Source organism: Stenotrophomonas sp. GL_111, assembly GCF_057835245.1.
Map to the genome: position 1 here is coordinate 966,089 of NZ_CM174421.1, position 24,750 is coordinate 990,838.

General features: G+C 66.1%; 18 protein-coding genes and 10 tRNA genes. 22 read left to right on the forward strand and 6 right to left on the reverse strand.

The window, feature by feature from the left end:
• Positions 1 to 96: 96 nt before the first annotated feature.
• From ppx to AC3IPM_RS04360, 5 genes are all read right to left on the reverse strand, one after another.
• Complete coding sequence (ppx, locus tag AC3IPM_RS04340) at positions 97 to 1,623, reverse strand: exopolyphosphatase (protein ID WP_489302706.1); 1,527 nt, start codon at positions 1,621 to 1,623, stop codon at positions 97 to 99.
• A 113-nt stretch (positions 1,624 to 1,736) separates the two neighbouring features.
• A complete protein-coding gene (gene ppk1, locus AC3IPM_RS04345) occupies positions 1,737 to 3,818 on the reverse strand; it encodes a polyphosphate kinase 1 (RefSeq protein WP_489302708.1) in 2,082 nt (693 codons plus the stop codon).
• Complete coding sequence (phoR, locus tag AC3IPM_RS04350) at positions 3,815 to 5,155, reverse strand: phosphate regulon sensor histidine kinase PhoR (RefSeq protein ID WP_489302709.1); 1,341 nt, start codon at positions 5,153 to 5,155, stop codon at positions 3,815 to 3,817. The genes ppk1 and phoR overlap by 4 nt, the downstream gene beginning before the upstream one ends.
• A 70-nt stretch (positions 5,156 to 5,225) precedes the next feature.
• Positions 5,226 to 5,915, reverse strand: a complete 690-nt coding sequence (phoB, locus tag AC3IPM_RS04355; protein WP_489302710.1) for a phosphate regulon transcriptional regulator PhoB — start codon at positions 5,913 to 5,915, stop codon at positions 5,226 to 5,228.
• Positions 5,916 to 6,048: 133 nt separating this feature from the next.
• A complete protein-coding gene (locus AC3IPM_RS04360; protein WP_489302711.1) occupies positions 6,049 to 7,686 on the reverse strand; it encodes a M48 family metalloprotease in 1,638 nt (545 codons plus the stop codon).
• A 152-nt stretch (positions 7,687 to 7,838) separates the two neighbouring features.
• Between AC3IPM_RS04360 and grxC the strand changes: the two genes are divergently transcribed.
• The 5 genes from grxC (at position 7,839) to AC3IPM_RS04385 (ending at position 11,750) form a co-directional block, all read left to right on the forward strand.
• Positions 7,839 to 8,138: a glutaredoxin 3 gene (gene grxC / locus AC3IPM_RS04365; protein WP_489302712.1), complete on the forward strand. Its 300-nt coding sequence runs from the start codon at positions 7,839 to 7,841 to the stop codon at positions 8,136 to 8,138.
• The gene (locus AC3IPM_RS04370; RefSeq protein WP_489302713.1) at positions 8,135 to 8,527 is read left to right on the forward strand and encodes a carboxymuconolactone decarboxylase family protein; all 393 of its coding nucleotides are present in this window, start codon (positions 8,135 to 8,137) and stop codon (positions 8,525 to 8,527) included. Before grxC ends, AC3IPM_RS04370 begins: the two co-directional genes overlap by 4 nt.
• Positions 8,528 to 8,879: 352 nt before the next feature.
• Positions 8,880 to 9,887 carry an isocitrate dehydrogenase gene (locus tag AC3IPM_RS04375; RefSeq protein ID WP_489302714.1) on the forward strand — a complete coding sequence of 336 codons (1,008 nt, stop codon included), beginning with the start codon at positions 8,880 to 8,882 and terminating at the stop codon, positions 9,885 to 9,887.
• A gap of 157 nt (positions 9,888 to 10,044) precedes the next feature.
• Positions 10,045 to 10,788: a cysteine hydrolase family protein gene (locus tag AC3IPM_RS04380; protein WP_489302715.1), complete on the forward strand. Its 744-nt coding sequence runs from the start codon at positions 10,045 to 10,047 to the stop codon at positions 10,786 to 10,788.
• 53 nt (positions 10,789 to 10,841) lie between these two features.
• A complete protein-coding gene (locus tag AC3IPM_RS04385) occupies positions 10,842 to 11,750 on the forward strand; it encodes a LysR family transcriptional regulator (protein WP_489302717.1) in 909 nt (302 codons plus the stop codon).
• A gap of 165 nt (positions 11,751 to 11,915) precedes the next feature.
• Here the strand turns inward: AC3IPM_RS04385 and AC3IPM_RS04390 are convergent, their stop codons facing one another.
• On the reverse strand, positions 11,916 to 12,674 hold the full coding sequence (locus AC3IPM_RS04390) for a Bax inhibitor-1/YccA family protein (protein WP_489302718.1): 759 nt from the start codon (positions 12,672 to 12,674) through the stop codon (positions 11,916 to 11,918).
• A gap of 173 nt (positions 12,675 to 12,847) precedes the next feature.
• Here AC3IPM_RS04390 and AC3IPM_RS04395 point away from each other — a divergent pair.
• The 17 genes from AC3IPM_RS04395 (at position 12,848) to AC3IPM_RS04475 (ending at position 24,665) form a co-directional block, all read left to right on the forward strand.
• Positions 12,848 to 12,924, forward strand: a tRNA-Pro gene (locus AC3IPM_RS04395).
• A 42-nt stretch (positions 12,925 to 12,966) separates the two neighbouring features.
• Positions 12,967 to 13,043 (forward strand) — tRNA-Arg (locus tag AC3IPM_RS04400).
• A gap of 35 nt (positions 13,044 to 13,078) precedes the next feature.
• Positions 13,079 to 13,155: transfer RNA gene (locus AC3IPM_RS04405), tRNA-His, on the forward strand.
• A gap of 80 nt (positions 13,156 to 13,235) precedes the next feature.
• Positions 13,236 to 13,311, forward strand: a tRNA-Lys gene (locus AC3IPM_RS04410).
• A gap of 194 nt (positions 13,312 to 13,505) precedes the next feature.
• Positions 13,506 to 13,581, forward strand: a tRNA-Lys gene (locus AC3IPM_RS04415).
• A 120-nt stretch (positions 13,582 to 13,701) separates the two neighbouring features.
• A complete protein-coding gene (locus AC3IPM_RS04420) occupies positions 13,702 to 15,045 on the forward strand; it encodes a chloride channel protein (RefSeq protein WP_489302719.1) in 1,344 nt (447 codons plus the stop codon).
• Between the two features lie 90 nt (positions 15,046 to 15,135).
• Positions 15,136 to 15,220: transfer RNA gene (locus tag AC3IPM_RS04425), tRNA-Leu, on the forward strand.
• Between the two features lie 234 nt (positions 15,221 to 15,454).
• Positions 15,455 to 16,750 (forward strand): trigger factor, encoded by a 1,296-nt coding sequence (gene tig, locus AC3IPM_RS04430; RefSeq protein WP_489302720.1) that lies wholly within the window; start codon positions 15,455 to 15,457, stop codon positions 16,748 to 16,750.
• Between the two features lie 66 nt (positions 16,751 to 16,816).
• Positions 16,817 to 17,443 carry an ATP-dependent Clp endopeptidase proteolytic subunit ClpP gene (clpP, locus tag AC3IPM_RS04435; protein ID WP_489302721.1) on the forward strand — a complete coding sequence of 209 codons (627 nt, stop codon included), beginning with the start codon at positions 16,817 to 16,819 and terminating at the stop codon, positions 17,441 to 17,443.
• A gap of 126 nt (positions 17,444 to 17,569) precedes the next feature.
• Positions 17,570 to 18,859 carry an ATP-dependent Clp protease ATP-binding subunit ClpX gene (gene clpX, locus AC3IPM_RS04440; protein WP_489302722.1) on the forward strand — a complete coding sequence of 430 codons (1,290 nt, stop codon included), beginning with the start codon at positions 17,570 to 17,572 and terminating at the stop codon, positions 18,857 to 18,859.
• A gap of 143 nt (positions 18,860 to 19,002) precedes the next feature.
• The gene (gene lon / locus AC3IPM_RS04445) at positions 19,003 to 21,468 is read left to right on the forward strand and encodes an endopeptidase La (RefSeq protein WP_489302723.1); all 2,466 of its coding nucleotides are present in this window, start codon (positions 19,003 to 19,005) and stop codon (positions 21,466 to 21,468) included.
• A 206-nt stretch (positions 21,469 to 21,674) separates the two neighbouring features.
• Positions 21,675 to 21,947 carry an HU family DNA-binding protein gene (locus AC3IPM_RS04450; protein ID WP_038690141.1) on the forward strand — a complete coding sequence of 91 codons (273 nt, stop codon included), beginning with the start codon at positions 21,675 to 21,677 and terminating at the stop codon, positions 21,945 to 21,947.
• Between the two features lie 11 nt (positions 21,948 to 21,958).
• A tRNA-Val gene (locus tag AC3IPM_RS04455) sits at positions 21,959 to 22,033 on the forward strand.
• Between the two features lie 28 nt (positions 22,034 to 22,061).
• A tRNA-Asp gene (locus tag AC3IPM_RS04460) sits at positions 22,062 to 22,138 on the forward strand.
• A 109-nt stretch (positions 22,139 to 22,247) separates the two neighbouring features.
• Positions 22,248 to 22,324 (forward strand) — tRNA-Asp (locus AC3IPM_RS04465).
• An 89-nt stretch (positions 22,325 to 22,413) separates the two neighbouring features.
• A tRNA-Asp gene (locus tag AC3IPM_RS04470) sits at positions 22,414 to 22,490 on the forward strand.
• 201 nt (positions 22,491 to 22,691) lie between these two features.
• Positions 22,692 to 24,665 carry a peptidyl-prolyl cis-trans isomerase gene (locus tag AC3IPM_RS04475; protein WP_489302724.1) on the forward strand — a complete coding sequence of 658 codons (1,974 nt, stop codon included), beginning with the start codon at positions 22,692 to 22,694 and terminating at the stop codon, positions 24,663 to 24,665.
• Positions 24,666 to 24,750: the final 85 nt, after the last annotated feature.

Sequence of the window (24,750 nt, forward strand, 5' to 3'; positions counted from 1 at the left end):
GCGCGGCCGGCGCGCGCACGCGGCAGCGGGCCCATTGCGGGCCCGTCTGGAAGGGGGATTTGGAAAAGGCCCGCGCGTGGCGCGCAGGCGCGTGGCTCAGGCCACGAACGGCCGGAAGGTCAGCCCCAGCCCGGCCATGCTTTCGGTTTCGCCGATCAGGTCGGCGCGCAGCAACGGGCGGGCATCGATGTAGGCCTGCGGCAGGATCAGCGAGAGCTGGCTGTCGTCGGCGCTGAGTTCCAACGCGGGCACAGGGGCATCTTCATGGGCACGGTTGAGCAGTACCGCCAGGCGCAGCAGCGCGGTCATGCGCCGTGCCGGTTGCAGCAGGCGCTCGGGCAGGGCATCGAAGGCGGACTTGGAGACGTTGCGGCGGTGGCTGCGTACCAGCGCCGCCAGCAGCTGTTGTTCCTGGCGTGAGAAGCCGGCGATGTCCGAGTTCTCCAGCACGTAGCTGCCATGCACGTGGTAGCCGCTGTGCGCGATCATCAGGCCCAGCTCGTGCAGGCGCGCGGCCCAGCCGAGCATGCGCGCATCGTCGGGATCCAGCTGCCAGCTGTCTTCGACCTGGCTGAGCAGGTCCATCGCGGTACGCTCCACGCGATCGGCCTGGGCGATTTCGATGCCGTAGCGCTGGGTCAGTGCGGCCACCGATTCATCACGCAGGTCGTTCTCGCTGGCACGGCCGAGGATGTCGTAGAGGATGCCTTCACGCATCGCCGCCTTGCTGACCAGCAGCTTCTGCAGGCCCAGCGCCTGGAAGGCCGCCTCCAGCACCAGGATGCCGCCGGCGATGATCGGCCGGCGGTCGGCCGACAGTCCGGGCAGGTTGATGTCTTCGATGCGCTTGGCCTTGAGCAGCTCATCGCGCAGCTGCGGCAGGGCTTCGGCGGTGATCGCGCCCTTGCTCAGCTTCATGGTCGCGCAGATTTCGCTGATCGCCTTGTGCGTGCCCGACGAGCCCAGCGCTTCATGCCAGCCCAGCGCGCGGTACTTGGTGGCGAACTGCTGGAACTCGGCGCCGATCTCGGTCAGCGCGTCCTTCCAGCGCTTCTTGCTGAGCTTGCCGCCCGGGAAGAAGCGGCGGGTGCTGGCGATGCAGCCAGCCTGCAGGCTTTCGCGCTCCAGGGTCTGCATGCCCTGGCCGATGATGAACTCGGTGGAGCCGCCGCCGATGTCGATCACCAGCCGGCGCTGGTCCGGCTTGGGCGGCTGCGCGTGGGCCACGCCCAGGTAGATCAGGCGCGCCTCCTCGCGGCCGCTGACCACTTCGATGGCATGCCCCAGCGCGGTTTCGGCCGGCATCAGGAAGGCCTGCGGCGAACGCAGCTGGCGCACGGTGTTGGTGGCCAGGGCACGCACCCGCACCGTGGGGATGGCGCGGATGCGCTGGCCGAACCGGGCCAGGCACTCCAGCGCGCGCTGGCGCGCCTCCGAGGACAGGCCACCTTTGCCATCCAGGCCATCGGCCATGCGTACGGTTTCGCGCAGGCGGTCGACCACCCGCAGTTGCCCGAGGGTGTAGCGCGCGATGACCATGTGGAAACTGTTGGATCCCAGGTCGATGGCGGCGAGCAGGTCGCCATCCTGCAATGCGGGCGGAGTCGTGGTGGTTTGCGGCATGGGCGAATGTTAGCCGAAGGGCGGTGCGCGGCGTCACCGCACGGTCTTCACATGGGGTGCGACAAAAGGTCCACCGACCAACGGTCGGTAGCCCCGGGGCCTGGATGCAGGGGCTACAAGCCCTGCATCAAGGCCATCTGCGCGGCGTGCGGCGGCTCGTCATGGCGCGGTGTGCACTTGTGGTACTCGCCGTCGGCCTGGAGTTCCCAGGCATTGAGGTTGTCGTCGAGGTAGTTCTGCAGCACGTCGCGGTACACCTTGCGCGCCAGTTCCGCATCCAGGATCGGGAAGCAGGTTTCCACCCGCCGCAGCAGGTTGCGTTCCAGCCAGTCGGCGCTGGCGCAGTAAAGCTCCGAGGCCCCGTCGTTGCCGAACCAGTAGACCCGGCTGTGTTCCAGGAAGCGGCCGACGATCGAGCGCACCCGGATGTTGTCCGACACGCCCGGCACGCCGGGGCGCAGCGTGCACGCGCCGCGCACGATCAGGTCGATCTGCACGCCGGCCTGCGAGGCGGCGTACAGCGCGCGGATCATCTGCGGTTCGTTGAGGGCGTTCATCTTGGCGATGATCCGGCCGGGCCGGCCGCTCTTGGCCAGCCGGGTTTCGCGTTCGATCCGCTGCAGCAGGCCCGGGTGCAGGGTGAACGGTGACTGCAGCAGGCGCTTGAGCTTGGTCCGCGGCGCCAACCCGGAGAGCTGCTGAAACAGCAGGTTCACGTCGTTGCCGATATCGGCATCGGCGGTGATCAGGCTCAGGTCGGTGTAGGCCCGCGCGGTGCCGCTGTGATAGTTGCCGGTGCCCAGATGCACGTAGCGGCGCAGCTTGCGACCTTCGCGGCGCACGATCAGCAGCATCTTGGCGTGGGTCTTGAAGCCCACCACGCCGTACACCACCTGCACGCCGGCTTCCTGCAGGCGGTCGGCCAGGCCCAGGTTGGCTTCCTCGTCGAAACGCGCGCGCAGCTCCACCACCACGGTCACGTCCTTGCCGTTGCGCGCGGCCTGGATCAGCGCATCGACGATCTGGGAATCCTTGCCGGTGCGGTACAGGGTCTGTTTGATCGCCAGCGCATTGGGATCCACCGCGGCCTGCTTGATCAGGTCCAGCACCGGGGTGAAGGCATCGAAGGGGTGGTGCAGCAGCACGTCGCGGCGGGCGACCACGTCAAAGATACCGTCGCCGTCGCGCAGCACCCGCGGGCTCATCGCCGGGTACTTCAGTTCCGGGCGCGCCAGCAGGTCATACAGCTGGATCACGCGGTTGAGGTTGACCGGGCCGTCGATGCGGTACACCGCGTTCTCGGTCAGGCCGAAATTCTGCAGCAGGGTGCGCACGATATCGCGCGGGCAGTCCTGGGCGATCTCCAGCCGCACGGCCGGGCGATAGCCGCGGTCGACCAGCTCATCGCGCAGGGCCAGCGCCAAGTTCTCCACTTCTTCCTCGTCCACCACCAGCTCGGAATTGCGGGTGACGCGGAACTGGTAGGCGCCCTGGACTTCCATGCCCGGGAACAGCTCGTCGACGAAGGTCGACAGCACCGAGGACAGGAATACATAGGTCTGCGGCCCGCCGAGTTTTTCCGGCAACTGGATGATGCGCGGCAGCGAGCGCGGTGCGCGCACGATCGCCAGATGGCCGGCGCGGCCGAACGCGTCGGTGCCCTTGAGCACCACCACGATGTTCAGCGACTTGTTGAGGATCTTCGGGAACGGGTGCGACGGATCCAGACCGAGCGGTGACAGCACCGGCATGATCTCGTTGCGGAAATAGGCGCGCAGCCAGCGCTTCTGGCGATGGTTCCAGGAGTGCCGGCCGAGCACGTCGATGCCGCTTTCATGCAGCGCCGGGCGCAGGGTTTCATTCCAGCAGCGGTACTGCTGGTCGACCAGCTGCGCGGCACGGTCATGGATGGCGTTGAGGATGGTCTGCGGGCTCATTCCGTCCGGCGCCGGCGGCAGCCCGAACTCCTGCGCGTGGCGTACGGCCGCGGCGCGGATCTCGAAGAACTCGTCCAGGTTGGTGCATGAGATGCACAGGAAACGCAGCCGTTCCAGCAGCGGCACCTGCGCGTCCATGGCCTGGGCCAGCACCCGGAAGTTGAAGTCCAGCTGCGACAGCTCACGGTTGATGTACAGCGCCGGATCACGCAGTGGATCGTTGTCCACAGGCACGGCGATGGGAACGAGAGTGCTCATGCGGAAAAGTCTTCGGAAGAGGGAAGGGTGGCGACGTCGGTGCGCGCACGCACGTGGTCGGCATCGAAGTGGCAGGAGAACACACTTCCCTTGCCAACCTCGCTCTGGATCTCCAGGCGTGCGTGGTGCAGGCCCAGGATGTGCTTGACGATGGACAGGCCCAGCCCGGTGCCGCCGCTTTCGCGCGAACGGCTGCTGGAGACCCGGTAGAAACGTTCGGTCAGGCGCGGCAGGTGGGCGGCGGGAATGCCGTAGCCGGTGTCGCGCACCGACAGCATCACACCCTGGCCTTCGCGCTCCAGAACGACCTCGACCTTGCCGCCGGCCGGGGTATAGCGCACCGCGTTGGTGACCAGGTTGGAGAAGGCGCTGTGCAGTTCCTTGTTGGAGCCCTGCAGGTCCACCCCGGCCTGGTCGATCACGTTGATCTGGTGGCGGCCCTGGCTGTGCGCCTCGGCCTCGCGGCGCAGGGTGGCCAGCATCGGCGCCATCGCCACGGTTTCCTGTTCGGTGTTTTCCTGCGACTCCAGCCGCGACAGGGTCAGCAGGTCTTCGACCAGCTGGGCCATGCGCTGGGACTGCTTGCGCATCTCTTCCAGCATCGGGCCGGTGCCGGGGAAGTCCTCCGGGTCCATCATGTCCAGGTAGCCATGCACCACGGTCAGCGGCGTGCGCAGTTCGTGGGAGACGTTGGCGACAAAATCGCGGCGGACCTGTTCCAGCCGCAGCAGCTTGCTGACATCGCGGGCGATCAGCAGCCAGTAGTCCGGCGAATACGGGATCAGGCGCAGGTTGAGACGGATCGCCGGATCGACCGGCGAGGGTACGTCCAGGATCGGTTCGGCGTTGCGGCCACCGGCCAGCCAATGCGCCAGCGGCATCGGCTGCAGGCGTTCCACCAGCGCCTCGCCGAGGTCGCCGGGGTGGTGCAGGCCGAGCAGCGAGGTCGCCGCTTCGTTGAACCACTGCACACGCTGGCTGTTGCGGTCGACCACCACCACCGCATCGGGCAGCGCCGCGGCCGCGGCCCGGTAGCTGCGCAGCATGTCGAGCAGGCGCCGTTTGCGGGTGCGCATCTCCAACTGGTTGCGGTACAGCAGCCGGTCCAGTTCATTCCATACGCCGGTGCCATCGCCCATGTCCCAGCGATGGCGGGCGGTCAGCCGGCGCAGCACCCGCCGTAGCCGCCAGTAATGCCACGCCAGGGCGCCGATCGCGGCCAGCGCGATGCTCATCCACAGGTGGCCGCTGAGGTGGCCGAGCACGCCGGCCACGATCAGTAGGGCGGTGAGGGTGGCCAGAGTTTTCAACCAGGCGGAGCGGATGTGGCGCGGCATTGCGGTCTCGCGGAAAGTGCGGCGGTCCCCGGAAGTGATCCAAGGTTATAGCAGGTGGTGCCGAAGGCAATCAGGTTGAAGTGGAGAAGCGGTACCCGGCACCGCGCACGGTCTGCACCATGTTCTCCGCCGCGAACGGCTCCAGCGTCTTGCGCAGGCGGCGGATGTGCACGTCGATGGTGCGCTCCTCCACGTAGACGCTGCCGCCCCACACATGGTCCAGCAGCTGCGCGCGGGTGTAGACGCGCTCGGGGTGGGTCATGAAGAAGTGCAGCAGGCGGTACTCGGTCGGGCCGATCGACACTGGCTGATCACCGGCGAACACGCGGTGCGCGGCGCCATCGATGCGGATCGTGCCGACTGCCACGCTGCCGTCTTCGTCGTCGTCGCGGGCGCGGCGCATCACCGCACGGATGCGGGCCAGCAGTTCGCGTGCCGAGAACGGCTTGACCACGTAGTCGTCGACGCCGGCTTCCAGGCCGCCGACGCGGTCGTTTTCTTCGCCGCGCGCGGTCAGCATGATGATCGGCACCTCACGGGTGAGGGCCTCCTTGCGCCAGCGCCGCGCCAGGTCCAGGCCGCTGGTGCCGGGCAGCATCCAGTCCAGCAGGATGAGGTCCGGCACCCGGTCGGCGATGGCCGTCTGGGCTTCGCGGGCATCGCCCGCATGGATCGGGTCGTAGTCACCCTTGCGCAGGGCAAAGGCGACCATTTCGCGGATGGCGGGTTCGTCGTCGACGATCAGGATGCGTTTCTGCACGTGGCACCGTATTGCTTATCAGACCGGGATTGAACCCAGTAGACTACGGTTTCATGACATGTTTGTGACGACGGCGGCCATGCCCCGTCGTTGTTGCCATCCCGCGGTCATCTGCGGTGGGGCGGCGGCGCCCTCAACGGCGCTCCAACTCGGGGTCTTCGATGCCTTGCCGGCGCATCTCCAGCACCATCGGGGTGATGGTCTCGATCCGCGCATCGACCCGCGCCCGGCCGACATAGTCCAGCCCTGGCTGCTTCTTCAATGCCTGCAGCTGGATCAGGGCCTGCTCGGGCCGGCCATTGAGGTAGGCCGCTTCGGCGTAGGCCTCGCTGGCACGGATGCTGTCCCCGGCCAGTTCGCTGGCACGGGCGTAACGCTGCTGGAACACCGGATCATTGCCACTTTGCGACAGCAGTGGGCGCAGCATGGCCTGCGCGCGCTGGCCGGCCTCGCGTCCGCCCTGTTCATTGAGCAGGGCTGCGTAGGTCAGTGCCACCGGACGGCTGCCCGGATGCTGGCGCAGCAGGGTCTCCAGGCGGGCGTTGGCCTGCGCCGGCTGGCCGGCGCGCGACTCGGCCTCGCTCAGCGCGAGCGCGATCCACAGGTTGTCCGGGTAGTCCTTGAGCAGTTCGCCCAGGTCGCGGCGGGCCTCGGTGGCGCCACTGTTGCGCAGCCGGGCCAGGGCCAACCCGTAGCGCTGCGGGTCGGTCAGCCCGGCCTTCTGGCTGCGTTGCAGGTTCTCGTACTCGCGGGTCAGCTCGCCCGGGGTATCGGCGCTGAGCACCCGCAGGCGCTCGCGCGCCCACTCGAACTGGCCGCTGGCGCCGCGGCTGAGCGCGTTCACCGACAACTGCATCGAGGCCGGCAGCAACGGATTGGTACGCCGCATGATCGGCTCCGACAGCGCCGGGTCGGCCGGGTTGACCCGCTCCTGGCGGACCCCGCCGGGCACCTCGGTGGTCAGCAGCACCGTGTCCTTCTTCATCTGCTCGGCGCGGGCCTTGGCTTCGCTGATACGGGTGGTGTTGACCGGGTGGGTCTGCAGGAAGTCCGGCACCGAATAGCCGCCCGCATTGCCGCGCATCGAGGCCGACATGCGTTCGAAGAAGCCGGCCATGGCATCCACGTCATAGCCGCTGCGGGCCAGGGTGCGGATGCCGAGCCGATCGGCTTCGGACTCGTTGCTGCGCGTGTAGTTGATCTGGCGCTGCTGCATCAGCCCCATGCCGGAGGTGATCGCGGCCATGGTCGCATCGCCGGACGAATTGCCACCGGCCTGCTGCGCGGCTACCACCGCAGCGAGCATGCCCAGCAGGATCGGGATCTGGTCGCGCTGGGCGCGTTCCACCCCGCGCAGCACGTGCTGCTGGGTGACGTGGGCGATTTCGTGGGACAGCACCGCGGCCACCTCGTCCTCGCGCTCGGCGGTCAGCACCAGCCCGGCATTCACCCCGACGTAGCCGCCCAGGGTGGCAAAGGCGTTGATCTGCCGGTCCTTCAGCATGAAGAACGTATAGGGCTGGCGTGGCTGGGCGCTATTGGCGCCAAGCCGGGTGCCCATGGTCTGCAACCACTCGTCCACCAGCGGGTCGTCGAGCAGGAAGCCGTAGTTGCGCAGTTCGCGCAGCATCATCCCGCCGTATTCGGCCTGGCGTGCCGGGGTCAGCAGTTCCCCGGCCGAGGAGCCGATGTCCGGCAGCTTGTCCTGGGCCGACGCGAGCGGCACGGACAGGGCCAGGGTCAACGCGGCAGAGAGCAGCAGAGGGCGCAAACAGGGCTCCAGGTGGGGCAAGGGGGCGGACGGGCGTCAGCGTGACAGGCCATGTGCAAATCTGCGGTTAATCCACAGTGTTGCGGTGATGACGTGGAAAATCCAGCGGACGGCTACCATATACAGACACTCGTTGCGCTGTGGAGTTTCCCGTGAGCCAAGATGTCGCCACCACCCCGGGTGGGGTACCCGCCATCACCATCTATTCGACCGCGATCTGCCCGTACTGCGTGGCCGCCAAGAATTTCCTGAAGAGCAAGGGCCGTGACTGGACCGAGGTCCGCATCGACCTGGACCCGGTCGAGCGCGAGAAGATGATGGCCAAGACCCGGCGCACCAGCGTGCCGCAGATCTTCGTCGGCGACGTCCACGTGGGCGGCTATGACGACATGATGGCGCTGCACCGCGCCGGCAAGCTGGAGCCGTTGCTGGCCGGGCAGGACCCGGCATGAGCGGGTCCGACGACACCAGCAAGGACCGCATCGCCGAATTCACCGAGTTCCGCCAGCGCATGAACCAGCGCATCCTCGGCGAGCCGAACCAGGTGGTGCGGCGCTTCTTCGCGCTGGACACCCAGACCTACCAGGCCGGCGCGCTGGATGTGAAGACCAAGGAGCTGCTGGGCCTGGTCGCCTCGATGGTGCTGCGCTGCGACGACTGCATCAGCTACCACGTGGCCCAGTGCAAGGACGCCGGGGTCACCCGTGAGGAGTTCTTCGAGACCTTCTCGGTCGGCCTGGTGGTCGGCGGCTCCATCGTCATCCCGCACCTGCGCCGCGCGGTCGACTTCCTCGACCAGCTCGAAGGCGGCGCCGAAGCCCCGGCCCAGCACGATCACTGAGCGTGGTTGACCCCAGGGTAGTGCCGGCCGCTGGCCGGCATGCACCCATCGGCAACCTGAACGCGCGCATGATCGCCGGGTTGCCGGCCAACGGGCTGTATTGCCGTTGATTCAGCACCGCTTGGTTGCCGGCCAGCGGCCGGCACTACCGTTGAAGGTCTGGGGGAGAGCCCCCTTCTGTTGAAAGGGGCGCGCCGACAGGCGCGGGCAATTCTGCCTTACCCGCCTCCGACCAATGTCCAATTTGGGGTCTCTTGGGCGGGTAAGGCATAATTGCGGGTGAAACTTCCCTTGCGCCCGCGCTCCGCGTACCTGACGGACGGCGCTCCCCCTCGGTTCGGAATACACATCAATGACGCAGAAAATCACGGTCATCCGCGGTGACGGCATCGGCCCGGAGATCATGGACGCTACCCTGTTCGTGCTCGGCAAGCTGGACACCGGCTTTGAATACGAAGACGCCGACGCTGGCCTGGTCGCACTGGAAAAGCACGGCGACCTGATGCCGGCCTCCACGCTGGAATCGATCGCGCGCAACAAGATCGCCCTGAAGAGCCCGCTGACCACGCCGGTCGGTGGCGGCTTCACCTCGATCAACGTCAGCCTGCGCCGTCATTTCGACCTGTACGCCAACGTCCGCCCGGCCGTCTCGTTCCCGAACACCAAGTCGCGTTTCGGCGACGGCGTGGACCTGATCACCGTGCGTGAGAACACCGAAGGCGCCTACCTGGCCGAAGGCCAGGAAGTGTCGGCCGATGGCGAGACCGCCTTCTCCGGCACCCGCATCACCCGCAAGGGCTCCGAGCGCATCGTGCGCTACGCCTTCGAGCTGGCCCGCAGCACCGGCCGCAAGAAGGTCACCGCGGTGCACAAGGCCAACATCATCAAGTCGACCTCGGGCCTGTTCCTGGCCGTGGCGCGTGAAGTCGCCGCCAAGTACCCGGAGATCGAGTTCCAGGAAATGATCGTCGACAACTGCTGCATGCAGCTGGTGATGCGTCCGGAACAGTTCGACATCATCGTCACCACCAACCTGTTCGGCGACATCATCTCCGACCTGTGCGCCGGTCTGGTCGGCGGCCTGGGCCTGGCCCCGGGTGCCAACATCGGTGAGAACGCGGCGATCTTCGAAGCCGTGCACGGTACCGCGCCGGACATCGCCGGCCAGGGCAAGGCCAATCCGTGCGCGCTGCTGCTGGCCGCCGCGCAGATGCTGGACCACGTCGGCCAGGCGGAGAACGCCGAGCGCCTGCGCAAGGCCATCGTTGCCACGCTGGAAGCCAAGGATTCGCTGACCGGCGACCTGGGCGGCACCGGCAACACCATGGGCTTTGCCCAGGCCATCGCCAGCCGCCTGTAAGCGGTCGCGCGATCGCTGTGCACCACCACGGGGCGCCTTCGGGCGCCCCGTTGCGTTCTGTGCGCAGGCCGCACAGATCGTGTGCGCTTTCCTGGCTGGTGGGTGCGCGCTGCGTTCCGCATCCTGTGCCCACTTTCCACCGCACAGGAGCGCGACCATGAACCTCAACACCTTTGGCCTGGCCAGTCTGATCGGCATGGCGACCCTCGCCCCGCTGGCCACCGCCGCGCCGGCCCATCCCACCATCCGCCACATGGCCGGTGCCCCGGCCACCGCCACGCTGGATGCGGCCAGGACCGCGGTGCTGGTGATCGACTTCCAGAACGAGTACTTCGCCGCCGGTGCAGCCCCGGGTTTCAGCGGGGGGCGCATGGTCATTCCCGACGGTGTCGCCGCGCTGCGCCAGACGCGACGCGTGGTCGATTTCGCCGACGCCCACGGCATCCGCGTCATCCATGTGCAGCATGTGCTGCCGGCGGGTGCGCCGCTGTTCGCGCAGGGCAGTGTCAATGCCGACTTCCATCGCGACATGCAGCCGCGCCGCGGCGAGACCGTGGTGCAGAAGGACAACGTGAGCGTGTTCGCCGGCGCCTCGGCGGCAGTGCTGGACACGGTGCTCAAGGAGGCCGGCATCGACACGCTGATCGTCACCGGGCTGCAGACCCATGCCTGCGTCGTGGGCGCGGCACGTGATGCCGCGGCCGCGCCGCGCGGCTATCGGGTGATCGTGTCCGCCGATGCCAGCGCCAGCCGCGACCTGGATCTGGCCGGTGGCCACCGCATCGACCACCGCGCGCTGCATGCCGCATCGCTCGCGCAGATCGAAGATGCCTTCGGTGAGGTGATGAACACCGACGCGATCCTGGCCCTGCCGGTACGCAAGGCCGGCGACGACGCTTGATAAGCTGACGGGGCCCGCAACCGGCGGGTCCCGTCAACCGGAGCTGCCTGCCGATGGATCACGTCGCTGCCCTGCGTGCGTTGTGCGCGATTGTCGAAGCGGGCAGTTTCACCGCGGCCGCCGAGCGGCAGGGCACCACCCACTCGGCGATGTCGCGGCAATTGCGCCAGTTGGAAGAGCACCTGCAGGTGCGCCTGCTCGATCGCAACAGCCGGCGCCTGTCGTTGACCGAAGCCGGGCGCGGCTACTACCGCGACGCGCTCACCCTTCTGGAACGGCTGGAGCAGGCCGATGATCGCGTCCGTGCCGGCCAGGCGACGCCCAGCGGGCGGCTGCGCATCAGCGTGCCGCAGGTGGTGGCCAGCCAGGAGCTGCCGCACTGGCTGCCGGGCTTTCTCGCCCGCTATCCGCAGGTGGCGCTGGATCTGTCGGCCGACGATCAGGTGGTGGATGTGGTCGGCGGCGGTTTCGATCTGGCCTTGCGGATCGCCGCGGCGTTGCCGGACAGCCAGCTGGTCGCCCGCGAACTGGCCTGTTGCCCGCGCATTCTGGTGGCTGCACCGGCCTATCTGGCCACGCATGGCCTGCCACGTCAGGTGGCCGATCTGGGCCGGCACACGCTGCTGGGGTTCACTCCGACGGCGGCCATCACGCCGTGGCCGCTGCAGGGGCCGCGCGGTGCCACGGCCAGTGTGGACGCGGGCCAGCGCCTGCGCGTGGATGCCACCCCGGCACTGTATGCGGCTGTGCTCGCGGGCATGGGGATCAGCTTGTTTACCGCATTGACGGTGCAGGAGGATCTGCGCAGCGGCCGCCTGATCCGGGTGCTGCCGGACTGGCATGCCGGGCAGCGCCGCTACTTCGCGCTGTATCCGCATGCACGTGCGTTGGCCCCCAAGGTGCGCGCGCTGGTGGATTACCTGGCCGAGCATTACGCAGGCTCGGCGCGCGTGGCGGGGTAGTCGGGCGCGGCGCGGGCCCCAACGCTCGCCTCACACCCGGAGCGAAGAGCGCTGTGCTCTTGAAGCAACCACCCGACCAGGCCCATTGAGGCGCCCCCTCAAGCGGGTGAAGAAACAAAAAAAAAGGCGCCCAAGGGCGCCCTTCTTCCGTTTGCTTCGGTGCGATCAGCGCTGCTGGATCTTCGACAGCAGGCGCAGGAATTCCACGTACAGCCACACCAGGGTCACCATCAGGCCGAACGCGCCGTACCACTCCATGTACTTCGGCGCGCGCGCGGCGGCGCCGGTTTCGATGAAGTCGAAATCCAGCACCAGGTTCAACGCCGCCACCACCACCACGAACAGGCTGAAGGCAATGCCGATCCAGCCGCCCTGGTGGATCATCGGGATGTTGATGTTGAAGAAGCTCAGCACGAACGATGCCAGGTACAGCAGCGCGATGCCGCCGGTGGCCGCGACCACGCCCAGCTTGAAGTTCTCGGTGACCTTGATCAGGCCACTGCGGTAGGCCACCAGCATCACGAACAGCGTGCCGAAGGTCAGCATCACCGCCTGCATCACGATGCCCGGGAATTTGGCGTTGAACACCGCCGAGATCGCGCCCAGGAACAGGCCTTCGACCAGTGCATAGAGCGGGGCGGTGACCGGCGACCACTCTTTCTTGAAGACCGTCACCAGCGCCAGCACCAGGCCGCCGATGGCACCGCCGATGGCGTACATCATCGCGCCGGGCACGGGCAGGCCGGAGGCGTCCAGCGTCTGGCTCCAGGCGAAGGCCGCGGTGAGCACGGTCAACAGCAACAGGATGCCGGTCTTGTTGACGGTGCCGTTGATGGTCATCGCCTGGTCGGGCGAGGTCACCACCGAGCCGCTGGCCAGGTCGAGGAAGGTCGACTCGGAAAGTGCGGGATTGCCGCTGCGCATTGCCAATCTCCTTGAAGGGGTAGGGTTCTGGCCATCCGGCCACTGCGTCGAGAATAGCCGATCACACGGCATTGAACCGGGGCATGCACGACAATGTGAAATAAGCGTTGACAGAAGCCTCGCCGATTCCCACAATAGCCGACTCTTTCGGGGGAAACCTCGGGGGCAACCACCGGGGTATAGCGCAGTCTGGTAGCGCGCCTGCTTTGGGAGCAGGATGTCGGGGGTTCGAATCCCTCTACCCCGACCAAACCTGCTCAAAACAGGATTGGAATGCGATAATCCAGCCAGGGCGCCCGTAGCTCAACTGGATAGAGCACCGGCCTTCTAAGCCGGCGGTTACAGGTTCGATTCCTGTCGGGCGCACCATCGGGTGCATGCGTCAGGAAGCAAAGGTTTCAGTGGTGGCTGTAGCTCAGTTGGTTAGAGTACCGGATTGTGATTCCGGTGGTCGGGGGTTCGAATCCCCTCAGCCACCCCACTGATAAAAACTGGTTCATCGAAAGTGAATCAGGGTTGCAAAAGGTGACACGCACGCTACACTGTGCACCTGCGTTTTCAGGGCTGTTAGCTCAGTTGGTAGAGCAGTTGACTCTTAATCAATAGGTCCAAGGTTCGAATCCTTGACAGCCCACCAAGACAGAAGCCACCTGCTAAAACAGGTGGCTTTTTTCTTGCCGGTAGTGCCGAGCCACGCTCGGCAATCGCGCACCCACCCAGCACGTACCCACGTACCCGCTGGTGCACGACCCACTCCCGCGTTACCTCCCGTTAAAACAAAACGCTTGCAACACCCGGCAGAATTCCTGCATAATTCGCCTCCCGATTTTCGGGCTGTTAGCTCAGTTGGTAGAGCAGTTGACTCTTAATCAATAGGTCCAAGGTTCGAATCCTTGACAGCCCACCAAGACAGAAGCCGCCTGGTCCGCCAGGCGGCTTTTTTCTTGCCTGCGATCTGGCCGGTGCGGCCTGTTCCGCCGCCAACCTGTGCACATCGCCTGTGCGGGTGGGGTGGGAAAATAGCCGGATGGAATCGCCAACGCCCCCCTCTTCGCCCGGCTGGCTGGGCTCGCGTCGACAGTGGTTGGAGCGCGTGGCGCTCTGGGGCGGGGCGGTGGCCGTCGCGCTCGCCGCGATCCTGTTCGCCAAGGCCAGTGACGCCGCGTTCGCGCTGTTCCGCCGCATCTACGACGCTTCGCCCTGGTGGCCGCTGCTGCTGACCCCGGCGGTGTTCGCGCTGTTGGCGTGGCTGACCCACGGCGCGCTCAAGCCGACCCGCGGTAGCGGCATTCCGCAGGTCATCGCCGCGCTGGAGCGGCCGGACACCGCATTCCGCCAGCACAACCTGTCGCTGCCGGTGTCGGCCGGCAAACTCGGGCTGACCGTGCTGGCGCTGTTTGGCGGCGCTTCGGTCGGGCGCGAAGGGCCGACCGTGCACGTCGGTGCCAGCCTGATGTATGTGATCGGGCGCGCGCTGGGCTTCCGCGACCCGCGCCACGCCGGGCATTTCCTGCTCGCCGGCGGCGCGGCCGGTATCGCCGCGGCGTTCAATACCCCGTTGGCCGGGGTGGTGTTTGCGATTGAGGAGCTGTCAGGTCGGCTCGAACACCGTTTCTCCGGCGCGTTGCTGACCGCGGTGATCGGCGGCGGCGTGGTCTCGCTGGGGCTGCTCGGCAACTACACCTATTTCGGCCATGTCGCCGTGACCCTGCCGCTGGGTATGGGCTGGCTGGCGGTGCTGCTGTGTGGCGTGGTCGGCGGCCTGGCCGGTGGGCTCTTCAGCCGGACGGTGCTGGCCGCCATGGATGGCCGGCCGCGCTGGCTGGGCCGGGCCCGTGCGTCGCGGCCGGTGCTGTTTGCCGCCGGCTGTGGGCTGTTGCTGGCGGTGCTCGGGCTGATCTTCGGGGCCGGTGCGTTCGGGACCGGCTACGAACAGGCGCGCGGGCTGGTGCAGGGGCAGGGGATGGTGGGGCACGAGTTCGGCCTGATGAAGTTTGCCGCCAACCTGGTGTCCTACGTGGCCGGTATTCCCGGTGGGTTGTTCTCACCGGCGCTGGCGGTGGGTGCCGGGATCGGCCACAACCTGGCGGTGCTGCTGCCGGGCGTGGACCCGGGCGCGGTGGTGCTGCTGGGCATGTGCGCCTACCTGACTGGAGTGACCCAGGCGCCGCTGACCTCGGCGGTGATTTCCATGGAGCTCACCGACAACAGCGACATGCTGCTGCCCATCCTGGCGGCCGTGCTGCTGGCGCGGGCGGTGTCTTCGCTGGTCTGCCGGCAGCCGATCTACCGGGCGCTGGCCCAGCGGCTGCTGGAAGCGATGCCGGCACCTCCAGCCCCTGCAGCGCCCCGCGAGGCGGCCGGAAGCTGATCCCTGCTGCGCTTGCGCCCATTCAGTATTGTCGATACGGCTTTTGCTTTGCGCCGCGCCCTGCAACAATGGGCGTCTGAGCAACGGCTCGCGAAAGTGGCGGAATTGGTAGACGCCCTGGATTTAGGTTCCAGTGCCGCAAGGCGTGGGGGTTCGAGTCCCCCCTTTCGCACCAGATTGGCGGCCGTGGGCCGCAACCATGACCATGGGCACGTCCCCCAGCGGGGAGACGGCCACATGCTGGGCACGGGCACGCCCGTGACGTTCCCGGCACCGTGCTGGCGGCGCTGGCCGGAATCGGCGAAACTACAGGGCTGCGGCGGGCAAGCGCGTCAACGACCCCGCGTCCAAAACCCGTTTTATCCATCACATCGAGCCGGGGGCGTTGCCGCCGGTGGCAGGAGTCAACATGCAAGCTTCGATCGAATCCACCGGCAACCTGGAACGCCGCCTGACCTTCTCGCTGCCGGAAGAGCGCCTGCAGACGCACATCAGCGGCCGCCTGGGCGAAATCGCCCGCACCGCGCGCATCAAGGGCTTCCGCCCGGGCAAGATCCCGGCCAAGGTGATCGAGCAGCGTTTCGGCCAGCAGGTCCGCAGCGAAGCCGTTGACGGCCTGCTGCGCGAAACCTTCGATGCCGCCCTGCGCGAGCACGAGCTGCGCATCGCCGGCACCCCGCGCATCGACAAGGGTGAAGAAGGCGAGTTCTCCTTCGTCGCCACCGTCGAGCTGATCCCGGACTTCGGCGACGTCGACGTCAGCGCGCTGACCGTGATCCGCCACACCGCCGACATCACCGATGCCGACATCGACCAGATGATCACCAACCTGCGCGAACAGCGTCGCAGCTGGAGCCCGGTCGAGCGCGGTGCGCAGGACGGCGATCTGGTCGCGCTGGAAACCTGGTCGCAGGCCGGTGACGAGCGCCTGCCGGCCGAAGGCACCGAGAAGGGCAGCGTGGTGGTGGGCCAGGGCATGATGTTCGAGCAGATCGAACAGGGCCTGGTCGGCCTGGCCAAGGGTGAGGAAAAGACCCTGGACGTCGAGTTCCCGGCCGACTGGCGCGTGCCGGCGCTGGCGGGCAAGCAGGTCAAGGTCACCGTCAAGGCGGTCGACGTGTCCGCGCCGGTGCTGCCGGACGTGGATGCCGAGTTCATCAAGAGCTTCGGCGTGAAGGGTGGCGATGAGGAGCAGTTCCGCAAGGACATCCGCGCCAACCTGGAGCGTGAACTGAAGGGCGCGCTGATGAACCGCCTGCGCCGCGAAGTGGGCGAGCAGCTGATTGCCGCCTACGCCTCGGTCGAACTGCCGCCGCGTCTGGTCGAGAACGAAGCCCGCGCCATGCTGGCCCAGCAGGTCGAGCAGATCCGCCGCAGCGGCCGCAACCCGGGCGAGATCCCGGCCGATGCCCACGAAGGCTTCAAGGACGCTGCGGGCAAGCGCGTGCTGGTCGGTCTTCTGGTCGGTGAAGTGGCGCGCAAGAACGACCTGCGCCTGGACCCGAAGCGCCTGAATGAAACCATGCGTCTGATTGCCTCCACCTATGAAGAGCCGGAGCAGGTCATTGAGATGTACCGCAATGACCCCCAGTTGATGAGTGGGCTGCAGAACCGCGTGATGGAAGAGCAGGTGATCGACTGGATCGCCGAGCGCGCCCAGCACACCGAACAGCCGCTGTCGTTCCAGGACGCCATCCGCCAGTAAGCGGACGGTGTTTTACGCCCCGCGCCTTGGCGCGGGGTTGTTTCCCCCCAAATAGGTGCCTCAGAAATGGACAACCGAACCACATCCCTGAACATGGTTCCCATGGTGGTCGAGCAGACCAGCCGTGGCGAGCGCGCCTATGACATCTATTCGCGCCTGTTGAAGGAGCGCCTGATCTTCCTGGTTGGCCCGATCGACGATCACATGGCCAACGTGGTGGTGGCGCAGCTGCTGTTCCTGGAAGCGGACAACCCGGAAAAGGACATCAGCATCTACATCAACTCGCCCGGTGGCGTGGTCACCGCCGGTATGGCGATCTACGACACCATGCAGTACATCAAGCCGGACGTGAGCACCATCTGCGTCGGCCAGGCCGCCTCGATGGGCGCCCTGCTGCTGGCATCCGGCGCCGCCGGCAAGCGTTATGCGCTGCCGAACTCGCGCGTGATGATCCACCAGCCGCTGGGCGGCTTCCAGGGCCAGGCCTCGGACATCGACATCCATGCCCGTGAAATCCTGACCCTGCGTTCGCGCCTGAACGAAGTGCTGGCCAAGCACACCGGCCAGTCGCTGGAGACCATCGCGCGCGATACCGAGCGCGACAACTTCAAGAGCGCCGCCGATGCGGTCGCCTACGGGCTGGTCGACCAGGTGCTGGAACGCCGTCCGGAAGAGTCGATCACCCCGGCGTGATGACACCGCCAGGCCGGGAAACCGGCCTGTTTCCGCGGGGTCGGGCAGGACTGGTGTCCTTCCGACCCTGTGCTATTCTCGAATCGAACCCCCGTTCAGCGGGTGGGGTAACTGGGTAAGCGAAGCATGAGCGAAGACCGCCAAGGTCGTTCCACGGACACCGGCAAGATCCTCTACTGCTCTTTCTGTGGAAAGAGCCAGCATGAGGTGCGCAAGCTGATTGCGGGTCCGAGCGTGTTCATCTGTGATGAATGCGTCGAGCTGTGCAACGACATCATCCGTGAAGAGCTTGAGGAAAAGGCGCAGTCGGCACGCAGTTCGCTGCCCAAGCCGCGCGAGATCCTCGAGGTCCTGGACCAGTACGTGATCGGGCAGAACCGCGCCAAGCGGACCCTGGCCGTGGCCGTGTACAACCATTACAAGCGCATCGAGAGCCGTCAGAAGAACGACGAGGTCGAACTGGCGAAGTCGAACATCCTGCTGGTCGGTCCGACCGGTTCGGGCAAGACGCTGCTGGCTGAAACCCTGGCCCGCCTGCTCAACGTGCCGTTCACCATGGCCGACGCCACCACGCTGACCGAAGCCGGTTACGTGGGCGAGGACGTGGAGAACATCATCCAGAAGCTGCTGCAGAAGTGCGACTACGACGTCGAGAAGGCACAGCAGGGCATCGTCTACATCGATGAAATCGACAAGATCTCGCGTAAGAGCGAGAACCCGTCGATCACCCGCGATGTGTCCGGCGAAGGCGTGCAGCAGGCCCTGTTGAAGCTGATCGAAGGCACCGTGGCCAGCGTTCCGCCGCAGGGCGGCCGCAAGCATCCGCAGCAGGAATTCCTGCAGGTGGACACCAAGAACATCCTGTTCATCTGCGGCGGCGCGTTTGCCGGGCTGGACAAGGTGATCCAGCAGCGGTCCAACGATTCCGGCGGCATCGGTTTCGGCGCCAAGGTGAAGAGCTCCGAGCGCAAGCAGGAAATCGGCAAGGTGCTGGCGGAAGTCGAGCCGGAAGACCTGATCAAGTTCGGCCTGATTCCCGAGTTCGTCGGTCGTCTGCCGGTCGTGGCCACCCTGGAAGAGCTGGATGAAGCAGCGCTGATCCGGATCCTGACCGAGCCGAAGAACGCCATCACCAAGCAGTTCAAGAAGCTGTTCGAGATGGAGCACGTCGAGCTGGAGTTCCGCCCGGACGCGTTGGCGGCCATTGCCCGCAAGGCGCTAAAGCGCAAGACCGGTGCCCGTGGCCTGCGTACCATCGTCGAATCGGTGCTGCTGGACACCATGTACGACCTGCCTTCGGCGGAGAACGTCAGCAAGGTGGTGGTGGATGAATCGGTGATCGAACACAAGTCCGAGCCGTACCTGATCTACCAGACCCCGCCGGCACCTGAACAGAAGGCGGCAGGCGCTGAATAATCAGTTCAAGCATTTGAATTGATAGAGGTTTTTCAGAACAGCTTGCATCTAGAAGCCGATGGCCCCATAACGAGGCCATCGGCTTTTTTTGTATCCGGGCGAGGCCGCCCGGAGGCCATCCCCACTGTTCCACTGGAGCCCACATGGCCCGTTCCCCAACTGAGACTCTCGACCTGCCGGTACTGCCGCTGCGTGACGTGGTGGTGTTCCCGCACATGGTCATTCCGCTGTTCGTCGGCCGCGACAAGTCCATGCATGCGCTGGAGCAGGCGATGGCGGCGGACAAGCGCATCCTGCTGCTGGCACAGAAGTCGGCCGAGACCGATGACCCGACCGCGGCCGACCTCTACCAGGTCGGCACGCTGGCCACCGTGCTGCAGCTGCTGAAGCTGCCCGATGGCACCATCAAGGTGCTGGTCGAAGGCCTGTCGCGCGTCAACGTCACCCAGGTCACCGAGCGCGACGGCGCGCTGCACGGCATTGCCAGCGAAATCGAATCGGACGAGTCGCGCGAACCGCGTGAAATCGAGGCGATCGCCCGTTCGCTGATGTCGCTGTTCGAGCAGTACGTCAAGACCAACCGCAAGCTGCCGCCGGAGCTGCTGCAGACCCTGGCCGGCATCGATGAGCCGGCGCGCCTGGCCGACACCATCGCCGCGCACATCAGCGTGCGCCTGGCCGACAAGCAGCGCCTGCTGGAAACCCTGCAGATCGGCGACCGCCTGGAAATGCTGGTCGGCCTGGTCGACGGCGAGATCGACGTGCAGCAGATGGAAAAGCGCATCCGCGGCCGCGTGAAGTCGCAGATGGAAAAGAGCCAGCGCGAGTACTACCTCAACGAACAGATGAAGGCCATCCAGAAGGAACTGGGCGACCTGGATGACGCGCCGGGCGAGCTGGACGAGCTGGCGCGCAAGATCGCCGAGGCGGGCATGCCCAAGCCGGTGGAGACCAAGGCCAAGTCAGAGCTCAACAAGCTCAAGCAGATGTCGCCGATGTCGGCCGAGGCCGCGGTGGTGCGCAACTACCTGGACTGGCTGCTGGGCGTGCCGTGGAAGAAGCGCACCAAGGTGCGCAAGGACCTCAAGGCCGCGCAGGACACCTTGGATGCCGATCACTTCGGCCTGGACAAGGTCAAGGACCGCATCCTGGAATACCTCGCGGTGCAGACGCGCGTGAAGCAGATGAAGGGCCCGATCCTGTGCCTGGTCGGCCCGCCTGGCGTGGGCAAGACCTCGCTTGGCCAGTCGATCGCCAAGGCGACCAACCGCAAGTTCGTGCGCATGAGCCTGGGTGGCGTGCGCGACGAGGCCGAGATCCGTGGCCATCGTCGTACCTACGTCGGCTCGATGCCGGGCCGCATCGTGCAGAACCTCAACAAGGTGGGCAGCAAGAACGCGCTGTTCGTGCTTGATGAGATCGACAAGATGTCGATGGACTTCCGTGGCGATCCGTCCTCGGCGCTGCTGGAAGTGCTCGACCCCGAGCAGAACAACGCCTTCAACGACCACTACCTGGAAGTGGACCTGGACCTGTCCGAAGTGATGTTCGTGGCGACCTCCAACTCGCTCAACATCCCCGGGCCGCTGCTGGACCGCATGGAAGTGATCCGCATCCCCGGCTACACCGAGGATGAGAAGCTCAACATCGCCATGCGCTACCTGGTGCCCAAGCAGATCAAGGCCAACGGCCTGAAGCCGGAGGAACTGGAGATCGCCGGCGACGCCATCCAGGACATCGTGCGCTACTACACGCGCGAATCGGGCGTGCGCAACCTCGAGCGCGAAGTCGCCAAGATCTGCCGCAAGGTGGTCAAGGAGATCGCGCTGGCCGGTCCGGTCGCCGCGGCCAAGCCGGCCAAGGCCGCCAAGAAGACCAGTGCGAAGAAGAAGCCGCTGGTGCTGGTCAACGGCAAGAACCTGGACAAGTACCTGGGCGTGCGCCGGGTCGACTTCGGCCGTGCCGAAGAGCAGAACGAGATCGGCCTGGTCACCGGCCTGGCCTGGACGGAAGTGGGCGGCGACCTGCTGCAGATCGAATCGACCCTGGTACCGGGCAAGGGCCAGCTGATCCTGACCGGCCAGCTCGGCAACGTGATGAAGGAATCGGCGTCGGCGGCACTGTCGGTGGTGCGTTCGCGCGCGGTCGGCCTGGGTATCGACAGCGAGTTCCTGCAGAAGCACGACGTGCATGTGCACGTGCCCGATGGCTCCACCCCGAAGGACGGCCCCAGCGCCGGCATCGCGATGGTGACCTCGCTGGTGTCCACGCTGACCAAGGTGCCGATCCGCGCCGAAGTGGCCATGACCGGCGAGATCACCCTGCGCGGCCGCGTCACCGCGATCGGCGGGTTGAAGGAGAAGCTGCTGGCGGCGCTGCGTGGCGGCATCACCACGGTCATCATCCCCGAAGAGAACCGCAAGGATCTGGCCGACATCCCGGCCAATGTCACCCGCGATCTGAAGATCGTGCCGGTGAAGTGGATCGAAGAGGTGCTGGACCTGGCCCTTGAGACACCGCTGACCCCGAAGAAGGCCAAGAAGGATGGGGCGCGCGTCACAGTGCGTGGCAAGAGCAAGACAGCTTCGAACGCGCGCGTCAAGCATTGACGCGTGCTGTCGAAATGCCCGAAACCCGCGTCGTTATTGGCTTTTCAGCTTGCGCGGGTAGGGGTGCGCTGGTATAAAAGCAGCACTCGCGAGTCAGCACGCTACTGACGTCGGCGAAATGAGAACTTCACTGGCATCCGGCCGCACTCTGGGTCGGATGCTTCACTGTCGAATATGCGGAATCCCCGCCAAAGGAGCTGTACAGAATGAACAAGACCGAATTGATCGACGCCGTTGCCGAAGCCGCCGACCTGACCAAGGCCGAGTCCAACCGTGCCGTCGACGCCGTCATCGCGTCCATCACCAAGGCCCTGAAGGGCGGTGACGCAGTGACGCTGGTGGGCTTCGGTACGTTCCAGGTTCGCGCGCGTGCTGCCCGCACCGGCCGCAACCCGAAGACCGGCGACACCATCAAGATCGCTGCATCGAACAATCCGTCGTTCAAGGCTGGCAAAGCCCTGAAGGATGCCGTAAACTAAGCGGCTTGCTGGGGTGCTTAGCTCAGCGGTAGAGCGTCTCCTTTACACGGAGAGGGTCGGGGGTTCGAAACCCTCAGCACCCACCACAGCACCGCCAGTAAAAGTTTGAAATGTGGAGCGGTAGTTCAGCTGGTTAGAATGCTGGCCTGTCACGCCGGAGGTCGCGGGTTCGAGTCCCGTCCGCTCCGCCAGTTTCAACGAGGCCCCTGAGCGATCGGGGGCCTTGTTTTCTCCAGCGACGCAAGTTGCAGGGAAGACAGACGTAGAGCCGACCGTTGGTTGGCTGAAAGAGTTAAATGCGGAGCGGTAGTTCAGCTGGTTAGAATGCTGGCCTGTCACGCCGGAGGTCGCGGGTTCGAGTCCCGTCCGCTCCGCCAGTTTCAAAAAAATCCTCGAAAAGTAGTAATTCGGGGTGGGTTTTCTGGGTATCTTCGGATATGATGAGCGCCTGCAAAGTTTCAAGCGCGGAGCGGTAGTTCAGCTGGTTAGAATGCTGGCCTGTCACGCCGGAGGTCGCGGGTTCGAGTCCCGTCCGCTCCGCCAATTCTTGAAGGCCCCTGGTGCAAACCAGGGGCTTTTCTTTTGCCCGCGATCCGGGGCGGCGGGTCCGTAGCCGGGTCGAACACGACGTCGCTGCCGTGCGGTCACCTGCTCTGGGCGATCAAGGTTGTCGCCGCCGCTTTTGGAGCCGGGCGCGAAGCGGGTTACACTGCCGGGCTCGCCAATCAGGCCTTGATTTTTCCCATGCTGCAGAAACTTCGCGACAAGACCTCAGGCTGGATCGTCACCGTGATCCTGGGGCTGCTGATGATTCCGTTCCTGTTCGTGATCGACAACAGCTACCTGGGTGGCGTTGGTTCGCAGAACGTGGCCAAGGTGGCAGCGCCGCCGACGTGGTGGCGCTCGGCACCGTCATGGTGGCCGATGTCGTTCCTGTGGCAGCACCATGAGATCAGCTCGCAGGACTTCCGCGTCCGCTTCGAGCAGGCGCGCCAGCAGGCACGCACCGAGAAGGGCGAGGACTTCGATCCGCGCGAGTTCGAGAGCACCGAGAACAAGCTGGCCGTGCTCGACCAGATGGTCGACGAGCAGGTCGTGCGCCTGGCCGGCGAACAGTCCGGCATCGTGATCGGCGACAACGCCGTGCGCGAATACATCGCCGCGATTCCGGCGTTCATCGGCGCCGATGGCAAGTTCAATGACAACCAGTACCGCATCGCCCTGGCCAGCGGCAATCCGCCGCGCACCCCGACCCAGTTCGAGGCGCTGGTGCGCGAGAGCATCCAGCAGTCGGTGATTCCGTCGGCGCTGCAGGGCTCGGGCTTCGTCACCCAGGCCGAGACCGAGCGTCTGTTGAAGCTGCTCGGCGAAACCCGCGACGTGGAACTGGCGGCGATGGCGGAACTGCCGGCCGATACCGCCGCGGTAACCGACGCGCAGATCAAGCAGTGGTACGACGGCCACACCAAGGATTTCCGCCAGCCGGAAACGGTGTCGCTGGAGTACGTGGAAGTCAACGGCGCCACCCTGCCGCCGGCGACCGCAGCCGATGAAGCGACCCTGCGCAAGCGCTATGCCGAAGAGAAGGCGCGGTTCGCCACGCCGGAACAGCGCCTGGCCTCGCACATCCTGATCGCCGCCGATGGCAGCGATCCGGCCAAGCTCAAGGCCGCCGAAGAGAAGGCCACGCGCATTGCCGCCGAAGCCAAGGCACCCGGTGCCGACTTCGCCGCGCTGGCCAAGGCCAACTCGGAAGATCCCGGTTCCAAGGGCAATGGCGGCGACCTGGGTTGGGTCGAGCGCGGTGCCATGGTCAAGCCGTTCGAAGACGCGCTGTTCGCCATGAAGGCCGGTGAAGTGACCGGCCCGGTCAAGACCGACTTCGGTTACCACGTGCTGCTGCTGCGCGAGCAGAAGGGCGGCGAGGGCCGTGCGTTCGAAGACGTGCGCGACCAGCTGGCCGCCGAGCAGCTCAAGGCCGACAACGAGCGTGCCTTCACCGACCTGAGCGGTCGCCTGGTCGACCTGGTCTACAAGAACCCGACCTCGCTGGAAGGCCCGGCCAAGGACATCGGCCTGCCGGTGCAGACCCTGGGGCCGTTCACCCGCGCCACCGCAAGCGGCATCGCCGCCAATCCGGCGGTGCTGCGTGCGGCGTTCTCCGACGTGCTGACCCAGGATGGCACTGTCAGTGACCCGATCGAGATCGCACCGAACCACAGCGTGATGATCCGCGTGACCGATCACAGCCCGGAACAGGCGCTGCCGTTGGACAAGGCCCGCGAGCAGGTGATCGCCGCGATCCGTACCGACCGCAACCGCCAGGCGTCCGAGAAGGCCGCCGATGCGCTGCTGGCCAAGCTCAAGGGCGGCCAGACGCTGCAGGCGCTCGCCGTCAGCGAGAAGCTGCAGATCAGCCCGCTGCCGGGCCTGCCGCGCACCCAGCCGGTGCCGACCCCGGAAATCAACAAGGCGGTGTTTGGCGCGCCGGTGCCGGCCGAAGGCAAGCCCAGCTACGGCAAGGTTGCCCTGCAGGGTCGCTACCTGGTGTTCGCGGTGACCAAGGTCAGCCCGGGCAACCTGGCCGAGATCCAGCCGGAGCAGAAGAAGGCCTTCAAGGACCAGCTGGACCAGATCGACGGCATGGCCGCGGCCAAGGCCTACATCGAAGCCATGCGCAAGCACTACAAGGTGCAGACCGAAGAGGCCAACCTCTAACCGGGAATCCGGTGCGGGGTCCACGCCAGGCGTGGATCCCGACGGTTGCAGTAGAAGGCCCGGCATTGCCGGGCCTTCTGCGTTT